The organism is Olivibacter sp. LS-1 (assembly GCF_008245145.1).
In the GTDB taxonomy this organism is placed as follows: domain Bacteria; phylum Bacteroidota; class Bacteroidia; order Sphingobacteriales; family Sphingobacteriaceae; genus Olivibacter; species Olivibacter oleidegradans.
Window position 1 is genome coordinate 4,527,163 of sequence record NZ_CP041643.1, and the last position, 25,679, is coordinate 4,552,841.

Here is a 25,679-nt window from a genome sequence, read left to right on the forward strand (position 1 = left end):
CGGTTTTTTCATATACGATTTTTACATAGGCATCTTAGTTTTTACGTAAATCTTTCTGTTATTCATGTCAAATTTTAATTCCCCGGTTCTTTCCATCATGTCTAAGACTTGTTTCAAATTGGCATCTCGGGGTATATATCCACTATAGATATTGTTCGCAACACTTCCAAAATCCACTTCCACGTCATACCATCTAGCCAATTGCTTCATGATTTCGTATATGGGTGTTTCATTGAAAACAAAGTCCCCATGCTTCCAAGCCAAAACTTCTTCTATGTCTGCATCACTTACCGAAGTCACAGCTGCTGCTTTACTTAAGGTCAACTCTTTTCCGGGATTTAACTGTAAAATTTGCCGGGTGCGCTTGTTTATTACGTTTACACGACCTGTGACAAGTGTCGAGGTTTCGCTGGGCTCGTCCTGATAAGCCTTTATATTAAAGCTTGTACCGAGCACCTGAATATCTTGATATCGCGTATGGACCGTAAATGGTTGGTTTTCTCGTTTGGAAATCTTCGACTCGACTTCAAAATAGGCTTCACCATCAAGTTCAACCTCCCGCCGGGCCTTACTAAATCGAACAGGAAATTTGAGTTTGCTGCCGGCATTGAGCCATACTTTGGTTCCATCACTCAATATCACTTTGTACTTTCCACCATTTGGTATCGCAATCTCATGATATACCAAAGCTTCGCCTTCCTTTGTTGCATCCTTATTGTAACCTATAACTGCTTTTAGTTTACTTAACACTTGAAACCCATCTGTATTTTCGCTTTCGCTTCGGGTTGAATCCAGCTTGATTTTAGTGCCATCTGCCAGCGTTAGAATTGCCTGATCTTTAGCTGCTGTTATCTCTTCGGGTGGTTGAATTATCGCACGGTTATGATGGTGATTTTGATAGTAAAAGAAAACAAGTCCGGAAACGAAACATATAACGATAGCGGCTGCATAACCGAAATTTAACGAAAGTCTGCTCTTCGGACGCCCCCCACAGAAATGGTCCTCCATTATTTCGCTTAGATAATGATCTATTTCGCCCGATTGGACAAGATGATAGAACGCTTCCAACTCCTCTTCTGTAGCGGAGCCGGCGCGGTATCTGTGGATTAATTCTTTATAAAAAGCGTCTTTGTTCATCTCGTTTATGCAGTTTATCGGAACTACATAATTTAAGACACCCGAACGCTCATTTAGGGTACCTAAGAAATAAAACTTTTTTAAAAATCTGAGAATTGTAAATTAGCTTTTCATGGGTTGCGTAGATTTGCTTTCACTGATTTATCTGCAATCATTAAAAAAAAATTAAAAAAACAAGATGATTAATACTGAATCATCTTGTTTTTTCCCGTTCGTACCTTATTCGACGAATTTTTTAGCGTATCGTAACTTGGTTTGGATTATCGTTCCGCCGCACAGTTCCCGCAGGCATCAATGGAAATCAAAATCAGGACAAATGCTTGCTTACTTCTTCCACTTCAACCTCAAACTATTGCTTACTACACTTACACTACTTAATGCCATCGCTGCACCTGCAATCATGGGATTCAGCAAGAAACCATTTATTGGGTAGAGTATACCTGCGGCAACCGGAATACCGATAACATTATAGATAAATGCCCAAAACAAATTTTGTTTAATGGTAGTCACCGTCTGCTTTGACAAGCGGATAGCCTGCGCTATTTTAGTCAAATCTGAGGAAATGATAGTCATTTTCGCAACATCCATTGCAATATCACTTCCTTTTCCCATTGCTATACTTACATCGGCAGTTGCAAGAGCGGTGCTATCGTTGATACCATCACCAACCATCGCCACTAATTTGCCTTGCCTTTGCAATTCTTTTATAAAATCGGCTTTGTCCTGCGGCAAAACCTCGGCCTTGTAGTGCTTAATGCCTGTTTGTTGTGCAATCGCTTTAGCGGTTGCTTTGTTATCACCGGTAAGCATATATAGGTCAATACCCATATCTTGTATTTCCTTGATGGCCTGTATCGAAGTAGCTTTAATTTGGTCAGCAATCGCAATGACAGAAAGTGCTTGTGTGCTATTGGAAAACCAAATAACGGTTTTAGACTGCTCACCCCATTGGCTAGCTTGCTGTAAAAGCTGCTCTGCAATAGTAATGTTATTTTCCACCAACAGCTTTTTATTACCGACGTAATAGGTTTCGTTATGATAGTCGGCTTTTACGCCTTTACCTGTGATGCTGTCAAACCGTGATAAAGCGGTGGTTTCTATTCCTCCTAAATGTTTTACCACGGCTTCTGCCAATGGATGCTCTGACTGCTTTTCGATACTCAGTAGAATATCTTTGGCTGCATCATCATTATTCAACCACAGCATACCGGTTACCTGCGGTCTGCCTTCCGTAACTGTTCCGGTTTTATCTAATACGATTGCATTTACTTTTTTCGCTAATTCAAGACTTTCTGCATCCTTAATCAAAATACCTTTTTCAGCACCTCTTCCCACACCTACCATAATGGCCGTCGGTGTCGCCAAGCCCAGAGCACAGGGACAGGCAATTACCAATACCGTAACGGCTGCCAATAAACCTTGTACAACTCCATTATCTCCTCCGAGAATAAACCATAAAAGGAATGTAAAAATAGCAATAGCAATCACGACAGGAACAAAAATACCAGCAATCTTATCTACCAGCTTTTGTACAGGTGCTTTGCTTCCCTGCGCGTCCTGCACCATTTTAATGATTTGTGCAAGCATGGTTTCCTTGCCCACTTTTACCGCTTTGAACCGGAAGCTACCTTTCTGGTTAATGGTACCGGCAAATACTTTTTCGTCTTCCTTCTTTAATACCGGTACAGGCTCACCACTCAACATACTTTCATCTACATAAGATGTTCCCGATATAACCAAACCGTCCACTGCGATTTTTTCTCCTGGTTTTACGAGAATTATATCACCCTCATTCACATCTTCAATCGCTTTTTGTCTTTCATTACCATTAGTTTCAATTACAATAACTGTTTTTGGCTGCAAGCCCATTAGTTTTTTGATCGCGGAAGAGGTATTACCTTTTGCTTTCTCTTCTAATAACTTGCCTAACAGTATGAATGCAACAATGACAGCCGCTGCCTCAAAGTAAACGTGTGCGTGTAATCCTCTTTGATGCCAGAAATCCAAGAAAAGCATATTAAACACGCTGAACAGATAGGCTATACCTGTACTTAGTGCTACCAATGTATCCATATTGGCAGAACGGTGCTTCGTCTGTTTCCACGCGTTGACAAAGAAGTCTTTACCTAACCATAAAACAACAGGGGTTGAGAAAAACCACATTATTTCATTGGCGAAAGGCATATCCATTAAGAACATCCCAATAATCACTACAGGAAGCGATAGTAATACGGCCCATATCGTTTTATTTTTTAGCTTCTTAAATTTATCTGCATGGATAGCTTCTAATGTTTCCTGCTGTTTGGTTTCATCTTCAATCAGTAAATCGTAACCTACTCCTCGAACAGCCTCTTGCAGTTTGGCAGCATTGGTCATATTTGGCAGGTACTCAACCGTAAGATTGCCGGTTGCAAAGTTTACAGCGGCGCTGACAACCCCGTCTTGGTACTTGACAATGCTTTCAGCGCTCGCGGCACAAGAAGCACATGTCATGCCTAATACCGGAAATGAATTTTTGACTGTGGGAACTCCGTAACCTAAATCTTTAATGACCTTCACAGCTTCCCCAATTACGGCGTTATCCGTTACCCTAATAGCTGCCCTGTGGTTATTCAGTTCTACTTGGTGGCTTTCTACTCCACTTATCTGTGCAAGTCCTTTCTCGACTATTAATGCGCAGTGTTCACTTTCTACATCGGTTAATGGAATATAAACTGTTTCTTTAGTCGCCATATGCTGATTGCTTTGTTTTTGCAATACAAAATTGGCAACAATATCACCATGTTTTATTATGAAATTATAGGATTGATTTGTAAGATTTACTTATATCTTGTCCAACAGCTTTGACCATTAATTTGAAATTGTTATCGATATGCTAAAAATTAAATGAAAGCTGAGATGGCAATGTTCATCCAAAAGAAAATGCACCAACGTACCTCTAATGGCCCCTCGATAAGGGCTTTGAGCGTTTTCATCGTTTGAACCATATGTTTTTTTATTGCATTTCGACTTATACCCAACTCACGAGCTACTTGATCATAGGTTTTTTGCTCTTCGCGGCAAAGCTTGAATATACGTCGAGCGGTAGGTGATAAACCATCCAACGTTTCATGCAAATAACGTTGATATTCTTTCAATTGAACTTCGTTTTCTGTCGTTTTTTCATTGGTTGGATAGCTCAGTACTTCTACCATCTTAATACGGGAATTGCTTGCCTTTCTTAAAATATTCAGGGTGTGATTTCGAGTGATCGTGAAAAGGTAGGCCTTGAAAGATTTTATTTCCACTAAACTCGCTCGATTATGCCATATTTTAATAAATATCTCCTGACAGACATCTTCGGTTAAATCCGGTGATTTAACATAAGCTAAAACAAATGAATAAACCCGTTTAAAGTATTTACCATATAGTGTGTAAAATGCTTTTTCGCTACCATTCGCCAATTTCTTGATTAAGATAGATTCATCGGGATTAAAATAGGCCTTCATCTTTCAAAAATTTGTACCCAACCGTGTAAATAAAAGTATCGCTTATACGAGCGCATTGCTTTTCCCAAAATGTCTTTAAGACAGGTATGATCAGTTAGCTTTTCACAATGCTAGAGAAAAAAAAAGAGTATAACAAACCAGTTACAAACGCAACCGTTTGCGTAAAATAGCGGATTATCTTTTTGACGCTCCGATTCATCGCTTGGAAAAACATCCGAATTAATCGCTAATATAAACGGCCAATCATCCTATCATTTTGATAAAGGACCTATCAAGATGATAGTTTTTTTTGCAAGACCTAAGAAGGCAAAAAGAATTAAACAACTAAAATACAAGCAATTAAATAAAACAAGACACGATTGGAATGCTTTTGGCACCCTGCGGTCAAAACAATATTAAAAATGAACAAAATCAATCAAGACGAAATTCCGGATATTATCTCCGCCGAGATCCCGGAAATAAAACGCGAAATAAGCGAATTATCAAGGGAAAACCTCGCAGGGGCGCTTCAAGTGGTCGTAAGCTATATTCGCGACCGGATAACCGTACATGAAATTGCGAAGGTCATCTATTCCATCTCCCTTGTAGGCTGGATATACAATTGCGGGAACGAACGAGTTAAATATCTGATAGAAAATCTATTTGTACGCTCGTTCAACGGCATGCGGAAATTATGCAGTCAATATGAGTGGGGCTTAATTGAGAAACGTATTCCCATAAAACTATTAACAGTATATACCAAGCAGCAGTATTAACTGAACGCTATGAGAAAGTTACGAAGCAAATTGAGAAAAAAAGTCATAAAACCACAATGGAATAGGCCATTTGCTATCCTTATTTCTCTCTTTATTATTTTCATTATCGTCGGTATCATTATCCGTGTGATCAATTAAAAGAAAACAAAAATCATGCTCACCCTTCTTCTAATACTTATCGGCATTCTCTGTTTTGCCCTTTTCTTCAAACTGGTGGATTATTTCGAAAAAATATAAAATCATGACAGCGCTATTTATCATCTCAATTGGTGTTTTTGCATACATTCTGTACGTCTTGCTAAAACCTGAAAAATTCTAAAAATCAATATTCAGTACTTAGGTACATCCACATTTAGTTAAAAAAAAATGAACACAGAAATATTTGGAGTCGTTTTCATGTTCCTTCTGACTTGCGTCTTAGCGATTCCGTTAGGAAAATATATAGCTAAGGTATATAGTGGCGAACGCACTTGGCTCGACTTCCTTTTTGGCAATATAGAAAACACTATCTATCGACTTGGCAAAATCGATTCAAAACATGAAATGAGCTGGAAACAACATTTAGTTGCTTTATTGACTATAAATTCCATATGGTTCCTTGTCGGTATGTTTATTTTGATGAATCAAGACTGGCTTCCCTTAAATCCGGACACTAATCCGGCCATGTCTGCTCATTTAGCATTTAACACGGTTATCTCCTTTGTGGTCAATTGCAACTTACAACACTATTCGGGAGAAAGTGGTCTGAGTTATTTAGGACAACTTTGGCTGATGTTTTTGCAATTTGTAAGCGCGGGAACCGGAATGGCTGCAGCAGCCGTATTATTTAATGCACTTAAGGAACGAACTACAGACAAGCTCGGAAACTTTTACGTGTATTTCCTGAAATCTTGTACACGTATTTTACTTCCCATTTCACTTCTCGTGGCTATCCTACTTGTATTTAATGGTACACCTATGACTTTCGAAGGGAAAGATACAATGATTTCGTTGCAGGGAGATACGGTTCAGGTTGCTAGAGGACCCGCTGCCAGTTTTATTGCTATTAAGCATGTTGGAACCAATGGTGGAGGCTTCTTTGGTGCAAATTCAGCACATCCCTTTGAAAACCCTAATTATCTGACCAATATGGTAGAAATGGTCGCGCAAATGATTATCCCATTAGCCATGATTTTTGCATTGGGCTATTATTTAAACCGGAAGAAGCTTTCCTATATGATTTTTGCCACCATGACGGCTGGGTTCTTAGCTCTAGCTATTCCAAACGTACTCATGGAGATGCGAGGTAATCCTGCGATTGGAAGCATGGGAATTGACAATGCCTTAGGCGCTATGGAGGGTAAAGAAATTAGGTTTGGAGCCGCGGCCTCGGGATTTTGGAGCATCGCCACCACTGTCATTTCCACCGGCTCCGTGAATGCTATGCATGACAGTACCATGCCGTTATCCGGCATGAACGAATTGTTAGCGATGATTACCAATAGCTTTTATGGAGGTGTGGGTGCAGGCATACTGAATTTTTATATCTTCATTATTCTCGCTGTTTTTATTAGTGGATTAATGGTAGGTCGCACACCCGAGTTTTTGGGAAAAAAGGTAGAAGCCCGAGAGGTAAAAATAGCCATTATTATTGCGCTTGTACATCCCTTTCTAATACTAGCCGGTACGGCCTTATCGGTTGCCTTACCTCAACTTACACTAAGCACGTTAAATAATCCCGGTTTTCATGGCTTCAGCGAAATGCTTTACGAATTTACTTCTTCATCCGCAAATAATGGCAGTGGATTTGAAGGACTTGGGGATAACACACCCTGGTGGAATATCAGTACAGGTATTGTATTAATTCTTTCACGATTTATTCCCATTATTGGTCCGGTTGCTATCGCCGGCTTACTTGCCAACAAAAAGTATACACCCGAAAGCGCGGGAACATTAAAGACGGATACAGCAACTTTTGGCTTGATGGTATTTGCTGTCATTGTGATCATTGCCGCGCTTACTTTCTTTCCCGCATTAGCATTAGGGCCTATTGCAGAATATTTTACCATGAGATAAATGACAGTCTATTACTTGGTGGAAGGCAATCAGAACAAAAAATTATTTACAAATGAAATCAGAAAAAAAATCACTGTTTCAACAAGAGCTCGTTAGTGAAGCTTTTAAACAGTCGTTCATAAAACTCAGTCCCCGGATCATGTTCCGCAATCCCGTTATGTTTACGGTGGAGATAGGGACCTTTGTCATGTTCGGTGTATGCATTTGGACACTCATGGGCGAGAAATCGCAAGGGAGCATTGCCTACAACCTATCTATTTTCTTTGTGCTTTTTATAACCCTCCTTTTTGCCAATTTTGCAGAGGCTATAGCAGAAGCACGAGGTAAAGCCCAGGCCGACTCATTGAGAAGGACCCGGGAGGAGACTCCAGCCAAACGTTTGGCACCCGATGGCAGCGTTACGCAAATCGCGTCTTCCTCCCTTCGAAAAGGAGATGTTTTCTTTTGCGAGGCGGGGGATATCATACCTACCGACGGCGAAATTATTGAAGGCTTAGCAACAATTGACGAAAGTGCCATCACCGGTGAATCGGCTCCGGTTATCCGCGAAGCAGGAGGCGATAAAAGCAGTGTAACCGGCGGAACGAAGGTCTTGTCTGATCGCATCCGCGTACGCGTAACAACAGAACCCGGAGAGAGTTTCCTCGATAAGATGATTGCATTGGTAGAAGGGGCTAGTAGGCAAAAAACGCCTAATGAAATTGCATTGACTATTTTGCTTGCGGGTTTCACTTTGGTATTTATTATTGTTTGTGTTACGCTAAAACCATTTGCTGACTATGCAAATACACCGATCACCATTGCTGCGTTTATCTCCTTGTTCGTATGTTTAATACCTACGACCATCGGTGGACTGCTAAGCGCCATCGGAATTGCGGGCATGGACCGTGCTTTGCGAGCCAACGTCATCACGAAGAGCGGTAAAGCCGTAGAAACCGCGGGCGACATTGATGTATTATTGTTGGATAAAACAGGTACCATAACGATTGGCAACCGAAAGGCAACGCACTTTTACCCCGCCCAAGGCGTGGATGACAAACGATTTATATGGGCTGCGGTTCTGAGTTCATTAGCGGATGAGACTCCCGAGGGCAAATCGATCATTGAATTGTCCATAAATCCTGAACACAAATTTGCTGCCATGGGTACTACCCTATTGAGTGAAGCTTCAAAAAATCGAAGCAAACTGCAATTTATTGGCTTTACTGCCGAAACGAGATGTTCAGGGGTTGATCTCGAAGATGCGACCAAAATACGGAAAGGGGCGACCGATGCAATACGAAACTTAGTCGAAAAAAGTGGAAACAACTTTCCGAAAGAAATAATCGGCCGTGTTGAGGAAATTTCTTCAAACGGAGGAACACCCTTGGTCGTTTCTGAAGAGGACGCCACGGGAAATGTACAGGTTCTAGGCGTCATAGAACTTCAAGATATTATTAAACCAGGCATTCAGGAGCGTTTCTCCCGGCTTCGAAAAATGGGTATCAAAACGGTCATGGTGACCGGGGACAATCCATTAACTGCCAAATTTATCGCAAATAAGGCTGGAGTGGATGACTTTATTGCAGAAGCGAAACCAGAAGATAAGATGAACTATATCCGAAAGGAACAAGCTTCCGGTAGGCTGGTAGCTATGATGGGTGACGGAACAAATGATGCGCCCGCTCTTGCACAAGCAGACGTAGGAGTTGCCATGAACAGTGGTACGCAGGCGGCGAAAGAAGCTGGCAATATGGTGGATTTGGATAACGACCCTACCAAGCTGATTGAAATTGTAGAGATTGGAAAACAGTTACTTATGACTCGAGGTACGCTAACCACGTTTTCGATAGCTAACGACGTGGCAAAATATTTTGCGATCATTCCTGCGTTGTTCATCAGCGCGATTCCCGCCTTGCAGGGACTTAATATTATGGACTTGCACAGCCCGGAAAGTGCTATACTTTCTGCTGTTATTTTCAACGCAATTATTATCCCCTTCCTCATTCCATTAGCGTTAAAAGGCGTCGCCTATAAACCGATCGGCGCCAGTGCCCTTTTAAGGAGAAATCTTTTCATCTATGGATTGGGAGGCATCATCATACCTTTTATCGGCATAAAGTTGATCGATGTTATGGTAGCACTGTTTATATAGAAGTTAGAACAAATCATCATGAAGAAGAATCTTTTTTCAGCAATTACATTAACCGTCTTAACCATCATACTCTTTTCCGGAGTGTATACAAGTGTGGTATGGGCCATTGCACAAATTTCACCGAATCGCGGAGAAGGCGAGATCGTTTTAATAGACGGAAAAAAATACTACACGAACATTGGCCAGTCGTTTACGGTAGACAAGTACTTTTATTCTCGGCCATCAGCGGTTGACTATAATGCGGCTGGCTCTGCCGGCAGTAATAAGGGGCCATCAAATCCGGAATACTTAGCAACTGTTCAAGCGCGCATCGATACACTATTAAAGCATAATCCGGGAATTCGGAAAGCAGATATCCCGGTTGATTTGGTAACTGCAAGCGGTAGCGGTTTGGATCCCAATATCAGCGTTAAAGCTGCACAGGTGCAGATACAACGAATTGCCCGTATCCGTGGCATCGCTCCAGAAAAGATTGCTTCGTTAATCGCGAATCACACGGAAAAACCCGTATTGGGCATGTTAGGACCCGAAAAAATCAATGTCCTTAAACTTAATTTAGCTTTAGATCATATACAATAACGATTTAATTATCAAGATGAAACAAATTATTAGTGCCCTGGCATTTTTACTAAGTACACTCCATATATTCGCGCAAAACGATCATCAATCGCCGTTGACAATAAGTGGCTACGCTGAAATTTATTACTTGCATGATTTCAATCGTCCGTTGAGCAACACACGCCCAGGCTTTGTGTACAGCCACAATCGTACGGATGAGGTTAACGTAAATCTAGCTTTTGTAAAGGCGAATTATACAAACGACAGGCTTCGCGCAAATGTGGCGCTCGCAGCGGGCACTTATATGAATGCCAACTATGCTGCTGAAACGGGTGTACTTAAAAACATCTATGAGGCCAATGTAGGTATAAAACTTTCAAAGCGTCATGAGCTTTGGCTTGATGCAGGGATTATGCCTTCTCATATTGGATTTGAAAGTGCTATTGGAAAAGATAATTGGACCTTAACAAGAAGCCTACTAGCAGATAACTCGCCCTATTTTGAGACAGGCACAAAATTGAATTATACCAGTGCAGATGGCAAGTGGTACCTAGCAGCACTTTATCTTAATGGTTGGCAGCGTATCCAACGGGTAGACGGTAACACAACGCCTGCATTTGGTCATCAGCTTACCTTCAAAGCCAACGATGCCATTACCTTAAATAGTAGTTCTTTTATAGGAAGTGACAAAGCAGACAGCGTACGACAGATGCGTTACTTTCATAACTTTTATGCGCAATTCCAGCTGAATGAACGTCTCGGTATTATTGCGGGCTTCGATTTCGGAGCTGAACAGGATGAAAAAGGCAGCAGCAAATATCATACATGGTATACACCCATCATCATCGCCCGCTATGGCCTTACACAAAATCTCTCTATTACTGCTCGTGGAGAATATTATCAAGATAAAGAGGGTGTAATAATTTCAACCGAAAACCCGGCAGGATTTAGTACTTGGGGTTATTCCATGAATGTCGATTATCAATTGTTTCCAAATGTAGTCTGGAGAACGGAAATCAGACGGCTGGCAAGTAAAGATGAGATTTTCATTAAACGGAACCAATCGGCCACTTCTAACAGTACGACGCTTGCAACAGCACTTGCATTGAGCTTTTAATACTTATTGGCCACTTCCGATAATATAATGCATCAACACATGAAGATAACGTCAATTACATCTATTTTTGGTGAAAGGAATACGTTATCTTCTATAAGTAGACATATCATTTCTTCAAAAGCAAGCAAATGGAAGAAGAGAACCAACAAGCTGCACATTTTCTCGACCTGATAAAGAAATCACGGCAGGGAAAGTTCAAAGTGTATATAGGAATGAGCGCAGGCGTAGGCAAAACCTATAGAATGCTGCAGGAAGCACATATGCTACTTAGAAACGGCATAGATGTAAAGATCGCTTATGTAGAAACCCATAACCGTACGGAAACGCAAGCCTTGTTGGCAGGTTTACCGATTATCCAACGACGCAAACTATTTTACCGAGGCAAGGAACTAGAAGAATTAGATGTTCAGGGCGTACTAAATTTAAGGCCGGAAGTCGTCATCATTGATGAATTGGCACATACCAATATAGAAGGAAGCAAGAATGAAAAACGATGGCAAGATGTTTTGGAAATTATTGAATCCGGCATCAACGTCATCAGCGCTGTCAATATTCAGCATATTGAAAGCTTAAATGATGACATACGAAAAATTACAGGAATTGAAGTTAAAGAGCGTATTCCTGACAAAATTATCACATTAGCCGATGAGGTTGTCAACATTGATTTGACAGCGGACGAACTAATCGATCGCTTAAAAGAAGGAAAGATTTATACGGCAGACAAGATAGAAACCGCTTTACAGAATTTTTTTAGGAATGACCATATCCTTCAATTACGGGAGCTCGCATTAAAGGAAGTGGCGGGCCATGTCGAACGAAAAGTTGATGCCGTAGTGCCACCATTAGAGGCGTTGCGATCCGAGCGCTTCCTGGCCTGTATTAGTAGCAATGAACAAAAAGCGAAAACGGTCATCCGTAAAACGGCTAGGTTAGCCAGCTATTACAATGGACAATGGTATGTGCTCTATGTGCAAACGCCCAAAGAGGCTACCGTAAAAATACCTTTGGATAAACAACGTTATCTCATTAACAATTTGAAACTCGCAACAGAATTGGGCGGAACGGTATTGCAGATACAACATAAGAATGTACCGCTTGCTATCTCTGAATTAGCGATCAAGTACAAAGTAACCACAGTCTGTATCGGCAAACCGCGTCTCAATCTGTTTCGCATTATTTTAGCAACGGGTATCTTCAATCAATTATTAAGAAAATTATCTGACAATGATATCGATCTTATTATTTTATCTTGATCCTACTAAATTGTAACGTGTATACTTGTCTAACGAACGTCGCATATAGGAATGTTAAAAAAAACCGAATGAAAACGAAGACTAAACTTACCTTGGGAGTAGGACTTCTCTTTTTGTTGATCGTACTGCTTTCTGTCATTAGCATTTGGTACGTCAATGCATTAAAGAAGGACACAGAGAATATCTTAGTTGCCAATTATAAAACCTTGGCGTATTCGAGACAAATGTTGATCGCACTCGACGATATTCCCGAACGTGCAGGTTCATTGGATACCTTTCGATCAAATCTTGAAAAACAACTGGCTAATCTCACTGAACCGGGAGAAAGAGAAGCGACGAACAAACTAAAAGCGCATTTTAACGAGCTTATTCGCGACTCAGGAAAAAACGACGCCTATTATAAATTAATAAGACAAGATATAGGTGAGATCATGCGACTCAACATGAATGCCATCGCTCGCAAAAGCGATGCTGCTTCTCTAACCGCTGAAAATGCCAACATATGGATAGGTACTACCGGCGCCCTTTGTTTTATTATTGCTTTTACCTTGTTAATAAATTTACCTGGCAACATTGCCAATCCAATTCGGGAGCTCACCAATAGCATTAGAGAAATTACTGCCCATAACTACCATCAGCGGGTGCATTTTGAAAGCAATAACGAATTTGGGGAGCTGGCTCATTCCTTCAATATCATGGCAGAAAAGTTAGAAGAATACGCCGGGAGCAACCTGTCGCGACTTCTAATGGAAAAGAAGCGGATAGAAACGTTGATTAACAATATGCACGATCCGGTTATCGGTTTGGATGAAAATCAGGTAGTGATCTTTACAAACAATGAGGCCTTACAAATAGTAGGTTTTAAGAAAGAAGAAGTTATAGGAAAAAAAATAATCGAGCTTGCGTTGTATAACGACCTCTTACGTCTACTCGCAAAAGATTTAAACCTTCAAGAGACGAAGCCAACCAAAAAAGAACCCATCAAGATTTTTGCAGATGGCAAGGAGAGCTTCTTCGAAAAGGAACATATCCCAATAAATATCGTCCCTACGGGCGAAACTAGACCGCAGTTTATCGGCCATGTGATTATGCTTAAGAATATCACTCCGTTTAGAGAACTTGATTTGGCTAAAACTAATTTTATTGCAACAGTTTCCCATGAATTGAAGACGCCCATTTCATCAATCAAGATGAGTTTAGAACTGCTGAACAACAAACTTACCGGGTCATTAAATAACGAACAACAGCAGTTGGTAGCCGGAATTGCGGAAGATAGTAATCGGTTATTACTGATAACCGGTGAGCTCTTAAATATGTCGCAAGTGGAAACGGGAAATATACAATTGAACCTTCGGCAAAGCAAACCTGAAGAGATTCTTCATTATGCATTGTCAGCAGTACAAACTGCCGCCGATCATAAAATGATCCACTTCGATCTGCAAGTAGAAGATCCATTACCGAACGTGAAAGTAGATCCCGAAAAAACAGCGTGGGTCCTGACAAATTTTTTAAGCAATGCCATTCGTTACTCGCCCGAACAGGGCACCATTATTATTTCAATCCGTTTGGAGGCTAAGGTGTTACGCTTCAGTGTAAAGGATAATGGCAGAGGCATTGACGAGCGGTATACGCAACGCATTTTTGAGCGCTATTTTCAAATTCCCGGTAGTAATCGCTCGGGCTCGGGTTTAGGCTTAGCAATTAGCAAAGAGTTTATAGAAGCACAGGGAGGTGAAATCGGTGTTGAAAGTGCGCTTGGTATTGGCAGCACTTTTTATTTCAGTTTTCCGGTTTAGTGGCGTAACATTCGTTATATTGGCCTATCTAATCTGTTCATTTAATACTACTATGCAATGACAGGAAAGAGAATCGTTATCGTGGGTGCAAGTTCCGGCATTGGCAGCGTTTTAGCAACGCTTTTAGCGGCCAAGGGCAATGCTCTCGGTATTACCGGAAGACGTGGTGCATTGTTGTATGAATTAAAAAACAAGTATCCGGGCAATATTTATGTCTCTTCATTTGACATTCAAGAAACCCACACCTGCCCTGGGTATCTCGAAGAATTAGTGCAGCAGATGGGCGGCCTGGATCTGTTAATTATAAGTGCAGGAAACGGAGAAGTGAATGAGGCGCTTGATTTTTCTGTGGAAAATGAAATGATAGCACTTAATGTGTGTGGCTTCACCTGTGTGGCCGATTGGGCTTTCAATTATTTCCTTCAACAAGGTTACGGGCATCTGGTCGCCATCACCTCCCTTGCAGGCTTACGAGGTAGCAGACAGGCCCCCGCTTATAGTGCTACTAAAGCTTACCAAATTCGGTACTTAGAAAGTCTTCGCCAAAAAGCTTTTCATTTGCAAAAAGAGATTATTGTTACTGATATTTGCCCGGGCTTTGTAGACACGCCTATGGCCAAATCGCCCGTTAAATTTTGGGTAGCCCCTGTCGAAAAAGCAGCGAAGCAGATCGTCCAAGCGATTGACAGAAGGAAGAACACGGCGTACATAACCCGTCGATGGCAAATTATTGCATGGATATACCGTTATTTACCCGACTTTATACATAAGCGTTTGTAATTTTCTATATTAAGTAGACCCAATTAAAATTATTGTATTTGGTTTCAGTCACTTAGTGGTTGCGCAGCAAATATCATTTGACAAATTGAAACTTAGGACTATATTTGCAGCGCATTCAAGTTGATACCAACATCGGGGTGTAGCGTAGCCCGGTATCGCGCCACATTTGGGATGTGGAGGTCGTAGGTTCGAATCCTGCCACCCCGACAGCTAAAAAGCTCTTGCGAAAGCAAGGGCTTTCGTTGTTTATAACGAACCGAGTTTACTCGGGTGAGTAAATAAACAACGAAAGCCAAAGCACGGAGTGCGAAGCTTTTTGGCTGTCATCCCCCCAACTCAGGATCACCGAGCGGAGCGAGGTAATCCTAAATCGGGCTTGCTCGAACACACTGTAAAACAACGAAAGCCCAAGCACGGAGTGCGAAGCTTTTTGGCTGTCATCTCCCCAATTCAGGATCACCGAGCGGAGCGAGGTAATCCTGCAGCGAACCAAGCCTGCTTGAGTGAGCTATAAACCACAATGCCCAAGCACGGAGTGCGAAGCTTTTTGGCTGTCATCTCCCCAACTCAGGATCACCGAGCGGAGCGAGGTAATCCTGCAGCGAACCAAGCCTGCTTGAGTGAGCTATAAACCACAATGCCAAAGCACGGAGTGCGAAGCTTTTTGGCTGTCATCCCCCCAACTCAGGATCACCGAGCGGAGCGAGGTAATCCTAAATCGGGCTTGCTCGAACACACTGTAAAACAACGAAAGCCCAAGCACGGAGTGCGAAGCTTTTTGGCTGTCATCTCCCCAATTCAGGATCACCGAGCGGAGCGAGGTAATCCTGCAGCGAACCAAGCCTGCTTGAGTGAGCTATAAACCACAATGCCCAAGCACGGAGTGCGAAGCTTTTTAGCTGTCATCCTCCCCTTTTCAGGATCACCGAGCGGAGCGAAGTCCTCTTTCAAAAGACCATGTCTCTACAAACACACCACGAACTTTTAAAATAATTTCTTTTTTTCCATTTTATTTTTACTTTTGCATAACTAGTATAGACTAGTACAGAATAGAATACGCTAACCTATACAATGATAAAAGTATAATACTGATGTAATGTACCTACAATGAACCTAATGTCGCAGTGGGCGTAAAGGACCCCTATTTACAAATTATAAAACCTGTTAAAAATCATGATTCTAACTTTAAAAAGATGGTATTGTGCTATAGCAAGCACAAAAGCAGCGTTCGCTTTCAGTTTGCTGCTTTTATTTGGAACTGCAACTTCGGCACAACAAATGACAATGACCGGAAGCATCTTGGACAGTCTAACCCGCGAAAGCCTACCGGGTGTTTCCATTAAGGTAAAAGGCAGTACAAATGGCACAGCATCAAACGCGAACGGGCAGTATTCCATCACTGTAGCTCCAGATGCTATTCTCGTAATTACGTATATTGGTTATCAACCTAAGGAATTACGTGTTTCAAATGCGGTTTCCGACATCTTACTTCAACCGCAAGGGTTTGAGCTGGAAGATGTCGTTGTTGTCGGAACCCGAATAAAGAAGAGCGATCTTACCGGAGCCATTGGATCGATCAGTGAAAAACAACTAAAGGAAATTCCAACAACCGATCTTACAACTGCCATGCAAGGAAAAGTGCCCGGTTTATATATTGCCCGTTCCAATGCCACACCGGGAGAAGATGTAACGATCAAAGTGCGCGGTACCAACTCAATCTCTTACGGTACCAATCCCGTTTATGTAATTGATGGTATTGTAGCGGAAGAAGGTATTCGAATGATCAATCCGGATGACATTGCGTCCATAGAAGTTTTAAAAGATGCCTCGTCTACCGCTTTATACGGATCAAAGGCATCAAATGGTGTCATTGTCATAACTACAAAAAGGGGGCAGCAAGGGGAAGGAAAAGTTAGTTACAGCGGTTTTGCTACCATAAGCAACTATCAGAATCGCATCAAATTATTGGATGCCCGTCAAATGTATGATCTACGTATAGACGCTTACGCAAATGCCTATATGGATGAAAATCCGAATGCTGATCGCCAAGCTTATATTGATAATTTCTTAACAAAAACAGATATAGCAGGCGCAATCTTTTCTCCGGAAGAATTATACAATGGCCAGAACAACATTACCAGTGATTGGCTCGATGCTATTACACGAACCGGCCTGGAACAGAACCACTCATTAAATTTTTCCGGTGGCGATAATAAATCGAACTACTTTTTGGGATTTTCATATTCGGATAATAAGGGTGTGCTTGATGTATCTCGTTACAAACGGATTAGTGGCCGTTTCAATTATGAGCGACAAATCAAGTCGTGGTTAAAGGTGGGTACCAATACGAGTATTTCGCGCGGAGATAAAAATCGCTTGGATGCAAACGCTTATTCCACCGCCTTAATGGCCAATCCTATGCAAACGATTGATACCGATCGGTTGTATATGGCTTTCCAAGGCGTATCACAGATGGGAAATTACAATCCTATATTAACGAAAGATTTGCTTAGTGAGGAAATACATAGCCGGATTTTAACAACCAATTTTTTAGAGGCCAAGCCCGTGGAAGGGCTCAATGTACGCACATCCTTATCCGCAGATATTTATAATAAACAAGATAACAGTTATATTCCGAGCAATATCGGTCAATCCATGCGCGACAATTACAATGGAAGGGGTTGGCAATGGCGTGGAGTTACGGAGTACTGGCAATGGGATAATTCGATCAGCTACGATAAGTCCTTTGGCAAGAACCGTCTTTTTGGATTAATTAGCACAAGTATGTCAAAAACGCGAACCAATGCCATTGATATGACCGGTTATAACTACCCTACTGACATATTGGGTTATAAAGGTATGGGATTGGCCAGCGACCGCGAACGTAATACTATCAACTCCGATTATGTAACCAACACCCTGGCTTCCATTATCGCTCGGATCAATTACTCATATGATGGCAAATACTTGTTAACTGCAACAGTGCGCCGCGATGGAAGTTCGCGATTTGGAGATGGAAACAAATGGGGCACCTTTCCTTCCCTATCGCTCGGTTGGAATATGCGAGAAGAAAGCTTTCTAAAAAATGCAAGCTGGTTGGATCAATTGAAATTGCGAGCGGGTTTTGGCTTGCTGGGAAACCAAAATATACCAAACTACACTTATATGACCATCTACCAACCTGCTTATTCGAACGGCGTTGTCGGATTCGCTCCGGAAGATAACCGATTCGGTAATCCAGCCTTAAGATGGGAAAAACAAAAACAATACAATGCAGGTTTCGACCTGAGCATTTTAAACAATAGGCTATCCTTCACCGGTGATGTGTTTTATATGCGGAATACGGATCTGCTAATGCGTATGGCCCTTTGGCCGTCGTTCGGTTACGATTATCAAATTGCTAATGTAGGAGAGCTAGCTAACAAAGGTTTGGAATTCAGTTTTAATGCCTTAGTTATCAACTCCAAAGATTTTCAGTGGCGTATCTCAGGTAATATTGCACACGATAAAAATACCGTTAAAAAGTTGGTCAATGGTGTCAACGTATTATGGAACGGCGGTAACATTATGGCACGAGACGGTAATTTATTTGTTGGGCAGTCGCTTAACACCTTCTATACATTTAAGGCCGAAAAAATCGCTCAACAAATGGATATGGACCGCATTAACGGTATGACCTTTTATAACGGTTACATTGTACGGCCGGGAGATATTCTGCCAGCTGACCTAGACGGCGACGGAAAAATCACAGCCGAAAATGATATGGCAATCGTCGGCAAAGCAGATCCTAAATTTTATGGTGGCTTCAACACCAACATTGCTTATAAAAACCTGTCCCTCAACGCGGTATTCACCTATTCTTACGGGGCAAAAAAGTTTAATGGGCAATGGGATGCGTTAATGGACGGTTCTGCCAGCTTTACCCCTGCAAGTATCGATCAACTTAATCGTTGGACCCCTGAAAATACGGATACGGATGTCCCTAGAGCCTATCGCGGAAACAAATTTAATCGATTTGGATACGGCTCTACCGATTGGGCGATGTTAGATGCCTCTTTTATACGTTTAGCGGCATTGAACCTAACATATAATTTTCCCGGTAAATCAATAGGTCCTCTAAGCAATCTGAGTATTTATGCCTCTGGAAACAACCTCCTGCTCATCACCCCATACAAGGGGTACGATCCCGAAGCAGGTGAAGGCTATCCATTAACACGCAGTTTTACTTTGGGCGTTAATCTATCATTCTAATGCTTAGACCACTTAAATCTAAATACAACTCATTATGAAAAAGCACTTATTATATACCGGTATATTACTGGCAACGCTGTCTTTGCCTCTTAGCTCTTGCAACAAATTTTTGGATGTAAAACCTGAATCCAAAATTCAGGATGATGCCATTTTTGATAATATTGAGAATTTAAACGGCTATATCCTGGGGCTTTACAAGGATTGGCGCGACTCGCACAAAAATCGGATCGAACTATATGCAGGCACTGATGAAGCCAACATGGGAGGCATACAATGGCGGGATAATAATTTTCGCAAAGGATTAGAAACTTACCTTGATGGTATGAACAGTACCAATGGTGGTATACTCGATGTATGGAAAAGTCGATTCCGTATCGTAGCGCGTGCGTCTAGCGCGATATCCGCCTTAAGCCCGAATGAAAGTAGTCAAGATAACGCTTTCAATCTCCGTTTAGGTGAAGCCTGTTTTTTACGAGCTGTCAATAATTTCGAGCTCGTACAGATGTTTGGTGCTATCCCCCTCACCGGAACAGATATGGGCGGAAAACGACAATCAATTGATTTAGTTTATAAGTCCATAGAAAGCGATTTACAAAAGGCCATTCAGTATTTGCCTGATCCGGCGGATCCTAATTATACCGATTTAAGAAGAGCTACACGTGCCATAGCACAAGCGATACTCGGCAAAGTTTACCTTTATGCGCCGGAATCCTCCGGTTTCAGAGACTATACAAAAGCCGCAGAACAATTTGAAAAAGTCTATAACAATCCCTACTTTGGTGGTACAGGAGCAATCAATTATAGTACGATTTATGATGCCCATCAGCAGAATTCGACCGATTATAAAAGAGAAATGGTGTATGCTTTCCAATTCAGTAATGTGAGCGGCGATATGAATAGCATACAATGGGATATGGGTTCAAGACCGGTAGCGAGTATGACGGCCGTAGAGGCAACCGCTTTATTTGCAGGCTTTGATGGAACCATGCCAAGTGAATACTGTTATAAGCTACGATCGGAAGGAGGTGTATGGGAAGAAGGCGATGTGAGACGAGCCGAGAGTATACGATATGATTTTACCTGGGATGGCAAAAAACCATCATTAACGGGCTATGTTTGGGGCGATGAGCTTGATCCCCATGTAAAAAAATATGAAGACACACGCACGGTAGAGCAAGGCCTCAGCTCCTACTATAGCGGCAAGAATGTCCCATTCGTTCGCTTTAGCGATGTTGCGTTATGTTATGCTGAATGCTTATACAAGATAGGCAGACAAGGAGAAGCTATAGAACTAATCAATAACGTCGTCCGTAAAAGAGCTTTCGGAGGTAACCTTCCGACAGACAAAAGATGGGGCATGATGGGCGAAGAAGAGTTTATGAAAAACCTGATGGATGAGCGGATGCGCGAACTCTGTTTTGAAGGCTGGCGCAAATTCGATTTATTACGCACTGGATTGCTAAAGCAATACGTACAGGAAAGAAATCGTTGGGTTTCGGGTATGTATAAAGGAAACAGAATCAGCGAACCGGTGACCATACCGGATTTTCGCCTTGTTTGGCCAATACCTTTAGATGAACTTCGACAAAATCCGGATTTATCAGAAAGCGACCAAAATTCAGGGTATTAATATAGCAAACAGACCATATGCAAATCATAAAGTATTTATATAGCTTCAGCTTCGCTGCTTTATCATTCTTTTTTACGACAACAAATGTGGTGGCTCAAACCACAGCAGATTACGTTGTCCCGTTTGGCGGAGAGAATGAACTGATTATTCATAGAAAATCGGGGTCATTCTCCATAAAATATAAGAGCACAGCTATTATAAACGAAGCTGGAATTTCTTTTCTAGCCAACCAGAAGAAATACACTAACACCGATTACAGTAACTACGAAATACAACAACAGCAAATAAAAGACGAATTGGGGAAAGGTGTTCAGATTAAACTTACCGCAAAAGCACCGGGGCAACCAACGGTCAACCATTATTTCTACTGCTATCCAAACCGGGAATTTATTTTGACGCAATTGGAAATAATGGACCAACAATTATTGACTTCCAACCAGCTCATACCCTTATATAGCAAGCATGCACAGCTCCTACACGGTGAAGATGTTAGAACGCTATTCGTACCTTTTGATAACGATACATTTATCTCTTACGACGCAAAACCTATCAGCTTGAATGCACAAACAAGTGCAGAAATAGGCGTTGTGTTTGATAATCAATCTCGTCACGGATTGGTTGTTGGATCCTTAAACCATATGAACTGGAAAACCGGCGTGAAAACTGCCGGTCAAAAAGCCTCTATTCATGAACTCGAAATATGTGCTGGTTACAGCGACGTAAAGGTGACCAGAGATTCCATGGCGCACGGAGCAATCAGTGGCAAAACGATACAATCGCCGAAAATTTTCGTTGGTTATTTTTCGGATTGGCGAGATGGCCTGGAAATTTACGCAAAAGCAGGTCGATCGGTTGAAGCGCCCTATATTAAACCTTGGGCCAAAGCTACACCCGTTGGTTGGAATAGCTGGGGCGTTATCAAGGAACATCTCAGCTACGAACAGGCGACCCGTGTAGTTGATTTTTTTGACAAAAAAATTCCATTCTTTAGAAATAATGATCAAACCGCCTTTATCGATCTCGACTCTTTTTGGGATAATATGGTGGAGGGTGGATTCTCCGGTGATTTTTCCCAATTAAAGGAATTCGTTGCTTATTGCAAAAAAAGAGCGCTGGAGCCCGGGGTTTATTGGGCACCATTCACCGACTGGGGCTTTAGAGGAGATTCTAACAGGGTAGCGGAGGGGGGTAACTATAAATTTTCAGACATGTGGACGAAAACCACTAAAGGTTACCACGACCTCGATGGCGGCAGAGCACTTGATCCCACCCATCCCGGCACACAAGCCCGAATCGCTTATGTTATTAACAAACTTAAGGAGTGCGGATTTAAGATGATAAAAATCGACTTCCTCGCACATGCCGCAGCTGAGTCCAGTGGTTTTTTCGATAGCACAATAAGCACCGGTATGCAGGCATATCGAGTTGGAATGGAATGTCTATCAAACCATCTAGCTAACAGCATGTTGGTATATGCAGCCATCTCCCCTTCTTTAGCAACAGCGCGCTATGCGCATATGAGACGCATAGCCTGCGATGCTTGGAAAAGTATTAAAGATACGGAATACACGTTAAACAGCGTCAATTATGGCTGGTGGCAGACTTATCAATACGATTATATCGATGCAGATCATTTGGTTTTCGAACAGGAGAGCGAAGGGGCTAATCGTGCACGCCTAATCGCTGGTTTAATTACAGGTTCGGTTATTTTAGGTGATGATTATTCAAAGCCTGCGCATTGGCAACAACGGATCATAAAATGGCTCCAAAGTGCTGAAATTAAATCAATCATACAATCCGGGAAAGCCTTTCGTCCGGTAGAAGGGAACACTGGGACAAAAACCAATCCCCTATTTATCCGCTCTGATCAGGCCGGTACCTACCTTGCCGTATTTAACTTCGACACCGAGGCTACAACTATTCATCTCGACACGGAGCGGGTTGGTTTAAACCCCAATAAGACCTACGTATTTAAAGAGGTATTAAGTGGCCAAGAAATGAAACTAAACAAGCAGATGGACATCGCATTTGAAAAAGAAGGTGCTTATCTTTACAAAATCAGTGCTAAGTAAATACTAAATGATACAAAATATGCCTTCCAATCGGTCACCTATTTTTGAAAAAATACATTCATTAGAAAAAATTCAATCGCTTTCGAAGCATGAAAAGCTCATTCAAGGTGTTTTGGATGCTATTGATGACGAATGTCTATATGCAAACGATCCATTACCTTCTGTTAATACAATGGTAAAAGAGCTGGGCTACGCGCGTGAGACAATTGTGAAAGCTTATAAAGAACTGATTGAGCGGGGGGTTATTGCCTCGAAGAACCGGAAGGGTTATTTTGTAATCAGTAAAAACACCAAACAAAAGCAGAAGATCGCCTTATTGATGTACGCTTTTGACACCTTTCAAGAAACTTTATACCAACATTTAAAGATCAACCTGGGCGATGATGCCCAAGTTGATCTTTATTTTCACCATAACAATCCGGATGTGTTTGAAGCCATTTTTCATCGCATTGTTGGGCATTACGGCTTATACATCATTGCCCCTATTTCGTCTGAACGGATTAAAGAGCTTTTGTTGAGTATCCCTCCCTTTAAATTGCTGATCATCGACCGCCTTATTTCGCTGGGAAAAGACTATTCTTATATCGTACAAGAGTTTCAACACACCTCTTATCGCATATTTAAACAACTGGAAAGCAAGTTATCGACTTATGAGGAGGTTATTTTCTTCTTTAGAAAGGACACCGCCGAACCGCAGGATATTTTGAAGTCTTTTAAAAAATTCTTAAAGGAGACCGGAATCAAGGGTAAAGTCGAAACCAGCTATAAACCGGGTACGATACAGAAAAATAAAGTATATTTTACGATCCATAATCCTGAACTGTACGCGATCCTTAAAGACGTAATGGACAAGAGATGGGAACTGGGGAAAGACTTGGGGGTGTTGGCACATAATGACGATGTGATTAAGGAGATCTTGGCAGGAGGTATCACAACATTTTCAACGGATTTTAAGAAAATGGGCGAACTTGCTGCTACTTATGCTAAAGATCGTGAACAGATTCAACTTGTTATTGAAACGGAATTATATCAAAGAAAGTCATTGTAAATAATGGAGGCCTTTGTCAGCTTTGGACTATGCACCTTATTGATTGCTTTTATTTCATGGTATAAAACGAAATCAACTAATTTACGGACTGTAAAAGGACTCTTACTTGCAGGAAAAAACAATGGTTATTTGATCGTTGCAAGTTCATTGATTCTCACCAATCTTAGCGCGAATCAATTTATCGGCGAGAATGAGTCGGTATACCTAAATAACCTATCTGTTATGGCATGGGGTATTACCTCTGTAGTTGCCATGCTCCTGGTATCTGAGTACTTTCTTCCCATCTATTTTAAAGGAGGAATGATTACGACGCCGGATTTTCTAGCAAAGCGTTATGACGAGGATACAAAGCGACTTGTTTCCATTATCTTTCTTTTGAGCTATACGGTGAATTTGCTACCACCGGTATTATATGGTGGTGCGGTGGCATTAACAGGGATGTTTCATCTCCCAAGCTTATGGGGAATCAGTTATTGGCAATCTATATGGCTTTTGGTATGGCTTTTGGGTTTAATAGGAAGTGCTTACACTATTTTAGGAGGATTACGAGCCATCACCATATCGGACACGCTTTTAGGCATAGGCTTGTTGTTGCTTGCTATTGTACTACCTTTCTATGGACTTCGTTATTTAGGCAAGGGCGACCTCGCACTTGGTTTAACGCTTCTTTTAAGCAAACACACGAGCCATTTAAATGCTATCGGCACGGCTCAAGATGCCGTTCCTTTCAGCACAATCTTTACAGGAATGTTATTGGTCAATCTTTATTATTGGGGAATCGAGCAATACATTGTCCAACAAACCTTTGCTGCTAAAAATTTAAAAGAAGCTCAAAAAGGAATGGCACTCGCTGCATTGAGCAAATTATTTATGCCTCTTTTAATTAATCTGCCTGGCTTAATAGCCGTGCATTTATATGCAGGCGTTGAAAATACCGCATCAATTTTCCCCCAGGTAGCAGCAGATACGCTTCCTAATACACTATTGGGCATTACGACAGCACTTGTTTTCGGTGCAGCGATAACTACCTATAATGCAGGATTACATGGAAGCAGCACGCTTTTTGTTATGAATCTTTATTTACCCTATTTAGAAAAAAAACATAAAACACCTACAGAAACTCAATTAGTAAGAACTGCCAAACGTTTTGAATTGCTATTATCGATGATCGCGATGATAGCCGCTCCCTTTATTCTCTTTGTTGACAGCGGATTCTATACCTATTTACAGCGAGTAGCGGGACTTTTCAGCATGCCTATTTTCACCATTATTGTTGTTGGCTTTATAAACCAAAAGGTCCCACCCATCGCTGCAAAAATCGGCTTGCTCTTTTTTATGGTTGCTTACTTTATATGCGAATATATCCTCGTATTGACGATACATTACCTACACATTCTAGCCATCCTCTTCTTACTTACAGTCTTCATCATGATCGCTATCAGCTTCTGTTATCCATCAAAAAACACGAAAGCGATTTCAATCAACCTCTCCCATAGCCTCGTCGTTCCATGGAAAAACCGGCACATTGTAAACGTTGTCTTACTCATCCTGATGGTATTGATTTATATCATCTTTTCTCCTTTCGTACTGGCATCCTGATTCCAT

General features: G+C 41.5%; 18 protein-coding genes and 1 tRNA gene. 16 read left to right on the forward strand and 3 right to left on the reverse strand.

The window, feature by feature from the left end:
• Positions 1-21: 21 nt before the first annotated feature.
• The 3 genes from FKG96_RS18720 to FKG96_RS18730 form a co-directional block, all read right to left on the reverse strand.
• A complete protein-coding gene (locus FKG96_RS18720; RefSeq protein ID WP_130855377.1) occupies positions 22-1,137 on the reverse strand; it encodes a FecR family protein in 1,116 nt (371 codons plus the stop codon).
• Between the two features lie 324 nt (positions 1,138-1,461).
• Complete coding sequence (locus FKG96_RS18725; RefSeq protein ID WP_130855376.1) at positions 1,462-3,870, reverse strand: heavy metal translocating P-type ATPase; 2,409 nt, start codon at positions 3,868-3,870, stop codon at positions 1,462-1,464.
• A gap of 149 nt (positions 3,871-4,019) precedes the next feature.
• The gene (locus FKG96_RS18730; RefSeq protein WP_149105849.1) at positions 4,020-4,625 is read right to left on the reverse strand and encodes an RNA polymerase sigma factor; all 606 of its coding nucleotides are present in this window, start codon (positions 4,623-4,625) and stop codon (positions 4,020-4,022) included.
• A 401-nt stretch (positions 4,626-5,026) separates the two neighbouring features.
• Here FKG96_RS18730 and FKG96_RS18735 point away from each other — a divergent pair, with 401 nt between their 5' ends.
• From FKG96_RS18735 to FKG96_RS18810, 16 genes are all read left to right on the forward strand, one after another.
• Entirely contained in the window at positions 5,027-5,380 is a 354-nt protein-coding gene (locus FKG96_RS18735) for a hypothetical protein (protein ID WP_130855374.1), read from the forward strand.
• Between the two features lie 241 nt (positions 5,381-5,621).
• Positions 5,622-5,699 (forward strand): potassium-transporting ATPase subunit F, encoded by a 78-nt coding sequence (locus FKG96_RS27260; protein ID WP_354004802.1) that lies wholly within the window; start codon positions 5,622-5,624, stop codon positions 5,697-5,699.
• Between the two features lie 47 nt (positions 5,700-5,746).
• Positions 5,747-7,435, forward strand: coding sequence for a potassium-transporting ATPase subunit KdpA (kdpA, locus tag FKG96_RS18745; RefSeq protein WP_130855373.1), 1,689 nt, complete (start codon positions 5,747-5,749; stop codon positions 7,433-7,435).
• Positions 7,436-7,487: 52 nt separating this feature from the next.
• Complete coding sequence (gene kdpB, locus FKG96_RS18750; protein WP_130855372.1) at positions 7,488-9,569, forward strand: potassium-transporting ATPase subunit KdpB; 2,082 nt, start codon at positions 7,488-7,490, stop codon at positions 9,567-9,569.
• An 18-nt stretch (positions 9,570-9,587) separates the two neighbouring features.
• Positions 9,588-10,148, forward strand: coding sequence for a K(+)-transporting ATPase subunit C (locus tag FKG96_RS18755; RefSeq protein ID WP_130855371.1), 561 nt, complete (start codon positions 9,588-9,590; stop codon positions 10,146-10,148).
• A 16-nt stretch (positions 10,149-10,164) separates the two neighbouring features.
• Positions 10,165-11,244, forward strand: coding sequence for a porin (locus tag FKG96_RS18760; protein ID WP_149105850.1), 1,080 nt, complete (start codon positions 10,165-10,167; stop codon positions 11,242-11,244).
• A gap of 128 nt (positions 11,245-11,372) precedes the next feature.
• On the forward strand, positions 11,373-12,497 hold the full coding sequence (locus FKG96_RS18765) for a sensor protein KdpD (RefSeq protein WP_013667494.1): 1,125 nt from the start codon (positions 11,373-11,375) through the stop codon (positions 12,495-12,497).
• 68 nt (positions 12,498-12,565) lie between these two features.
• The gene (locus FKG96_RS18770) at positions 12,566-14,293 is read left to right on the forward strand and encodes an ATP-binding protein (RefSeq protein ID WP_130855369.1); all 1,728 of its coding nucleotides are present in this window, start codon (positions 12,566-12,568) and stop codon (positions 14,291-14,293) included.
• A 57-nt stretch (positions 14,294-14,350) separates the two neighbouring features.
• Positions 14,351-15,073 (forward strand): SDR family NAD(P)-dependent oxidoreductase, encoded by a 723-nt coding sequence (locus FKG96_RS18775; RefSeq protein ID WP_013667496.1) that lies wholly within the window; start codon positions 14,351-14,353, stop codon positions 15,071-15,073.
• Positions 15,074-15,206: 133 nt separating this feature from the next.
• Positions 15,207-15,280, forward strand: a tRNA-Pro gene (locus FKG96_RS18780).
• A 430-nt stretch (positions 15,281-15,710) separates the two neighbouring features.
• Positions 15,711-15,935 (forward strand): hypothetical protein, encoded by a 225-nt coding sequence (locus FKG96_RS18785; protein ID WP_130855368.1) that lies wholly within the window; start codon positions 15,711-15,713, stop codon positions 15,933-15,935.
• 311 nt (positions 15,936-16,246) lie between these two features.
• A complete protein-coding gene (locus FKG96_RS18790) occupies positions 16,247-19,324 on the forward strand; it encodes a TonB-dependent receptor (RefSeq protein WP_130855367.1) in 3,078 nt (1,025 codons plus the stop codon).
• Between the two features lie 34 nt (positions 19,325-19,358).
• Entirely contained in the window at positions 19,359-20,954 is a 1,596-nt protein-coding gene (locus FKG96_RS18795; protein WP_130855366.1) for a RagB/SusD family nutrient uptake outer membrane protein, read from the forward strand.
• Positions 20,955-20,971: 17 nt separating this feature from the next.
• Positions 20,972-23,026, forward strand: a complete 2,055-nt coding sequence (locus FKG96_RS18800; protein WP_130855365.1) for an alpha-galactosidase — start codon at positions 20,972-20,974, stop codon at positions 23,024-23,026.
• Positions 23,027-23,033: 7 nt separating this feature from the next.
• Positions 23,034-24,074: a GntR family transcriptional regulator gene (locus FKG96_RS18805; RefSeq protein ID WP_246860305.1), complete on the forward strand. Its 1,041-nt coding sequence runs from the start codon at positions 23,034-23,036 to the stop codon at positions 24,072-24,074.
• A gap of 3 nt (positions 24,075-24,077) precedes the next feature.
• Complete coding sequence (locus FKG96_RS18810) at positions 24,078-25,673, forward strand: solute:sodium symporter family transporter (RefSeq protein WP_013667501.1); 1,596 nt, start codon at positions 24,078-24,080, stop codon at positions 25,671-25,673.
• Positions 25,674-25,679 lie beyond the last annotated feature (6 nt).

Coding starts and splice junctions, on each gene's coding strand:
- FKG96_RS18775 (WP_013667496.1), top strand. CDS start 14,351: ATGACAGGAAAGAGAATCGTTATCGTGGGTGCAAGTTCCGGCATTGGC.
- FKG96_RS18760 (WP_149105850.1), top strand. CDS start 10,165: ATGAAACAAATTATTAGTGCCCTGGCATTTTTACTAAGTACACTCCAT.
- kdpB (WP_130855372.1), top strand. CDS start 7,488: ATGAAATCAGAAAAAAAATCACTGTTTCAACAAGAGCTCGTTAGTGAA.
- FKG96_RS18810 (WP_013667501.1), top strand. CDS start 24,078: ATGGAGGCCTTTGTCAGCTTTGGACTATGCACCTTATTGATTGCTTTT.
- FKG96_RS18735 (WP_130855374.1), top strand. CDS start 5,027: ATGAACAAAATCAATCAAGACGAAATTCCGGATATTATCTCCGCCGAG.
- FKG96_RS18785 (WP_130855368.1), top strand. CDS start 15,711: ATGCCAAAGCACGGAGTGCGAAGCTTTTTGGCTGTCATCCCCCCAACT.
- FKG96_RS18725 (WP_130855376.1), bottom strand. CDS start 3,870: ATGGCGACTAAAGAAACAGTTTATATTCCATTAACCGATGTAGAAAGT.
- FKG96_RS18770 (WP_130855369.1), top strand. CDS start 12,566: ATGAAAACGAAGACTAAACTTACCTTGGGAGTAGGACTTCTCTTTTTG.
- FKG96_RS27260 (WP_354004802.1), top strand. CDS start 5,622: ATGACAGCGCTATTTATCATCTCAATTGGTGTTTTTGCATACATTCTG.
- kdpA (WP_130855373.1), top strand. CDS start 5,747: ATGAACACAGAAATATTTGGAGTCGTTTTCATGTTCCTTCTGACTTGC.
- FKG96_RS18765 (WP_013667494.1), top strand. CDS start 11,373: ATGGAAGAAGAGAACCAACAAGCTGCACATTTTCTCGACCTGATAAAG.
- FKG96_RS18755 (WP_130855371.1), top strand. CDS start 9,588: ATGAAGAAGAATCTTTTTTCAGCAATTACATTAACCGTCTTAACCATC.
- FKG96_RS18730 (WP_149105849.1), bottom strand. CDS start 4,625: ATGAAGGCCTATTTTAATCCCGATGAATCTATCTTAATCAAGAAATTG.
- FKG96_RS18805 (WP_246860305.1), top strand. CDS start 23,034: ATGATACAAAATATGCCTTCCAATCGGTCACCTATTTTTGAAAAAATA.
- FKG96_RS18720 (WP_130855377.1), bottom strand. CDS start 1,137: ATGAACAAAGACGCTTTTTATAAAGAATTAATCCACAGATACCGCGCC.
- FKG96_RS18800 (WP_130855365.1), top strand. CDS start 20,972: ATGCAAATCATAAAGTATTTATATAGCTTCAGCTTCGCTGCTTTATCA.
- FKG96_RS18790 (WP_130855367.1), top strand. CDS start 16,247: ATGATTCTAACTTTAAAAAGATGGTATTGTGCTATAGCAAGCACAAAA.
- FKG96_RS18795 (WP_130855366.1), top strand. CDS start 19,359: ATGAAAAAGCACTTATTATATACCGGTATATTACTGGCAACGCTGTCT.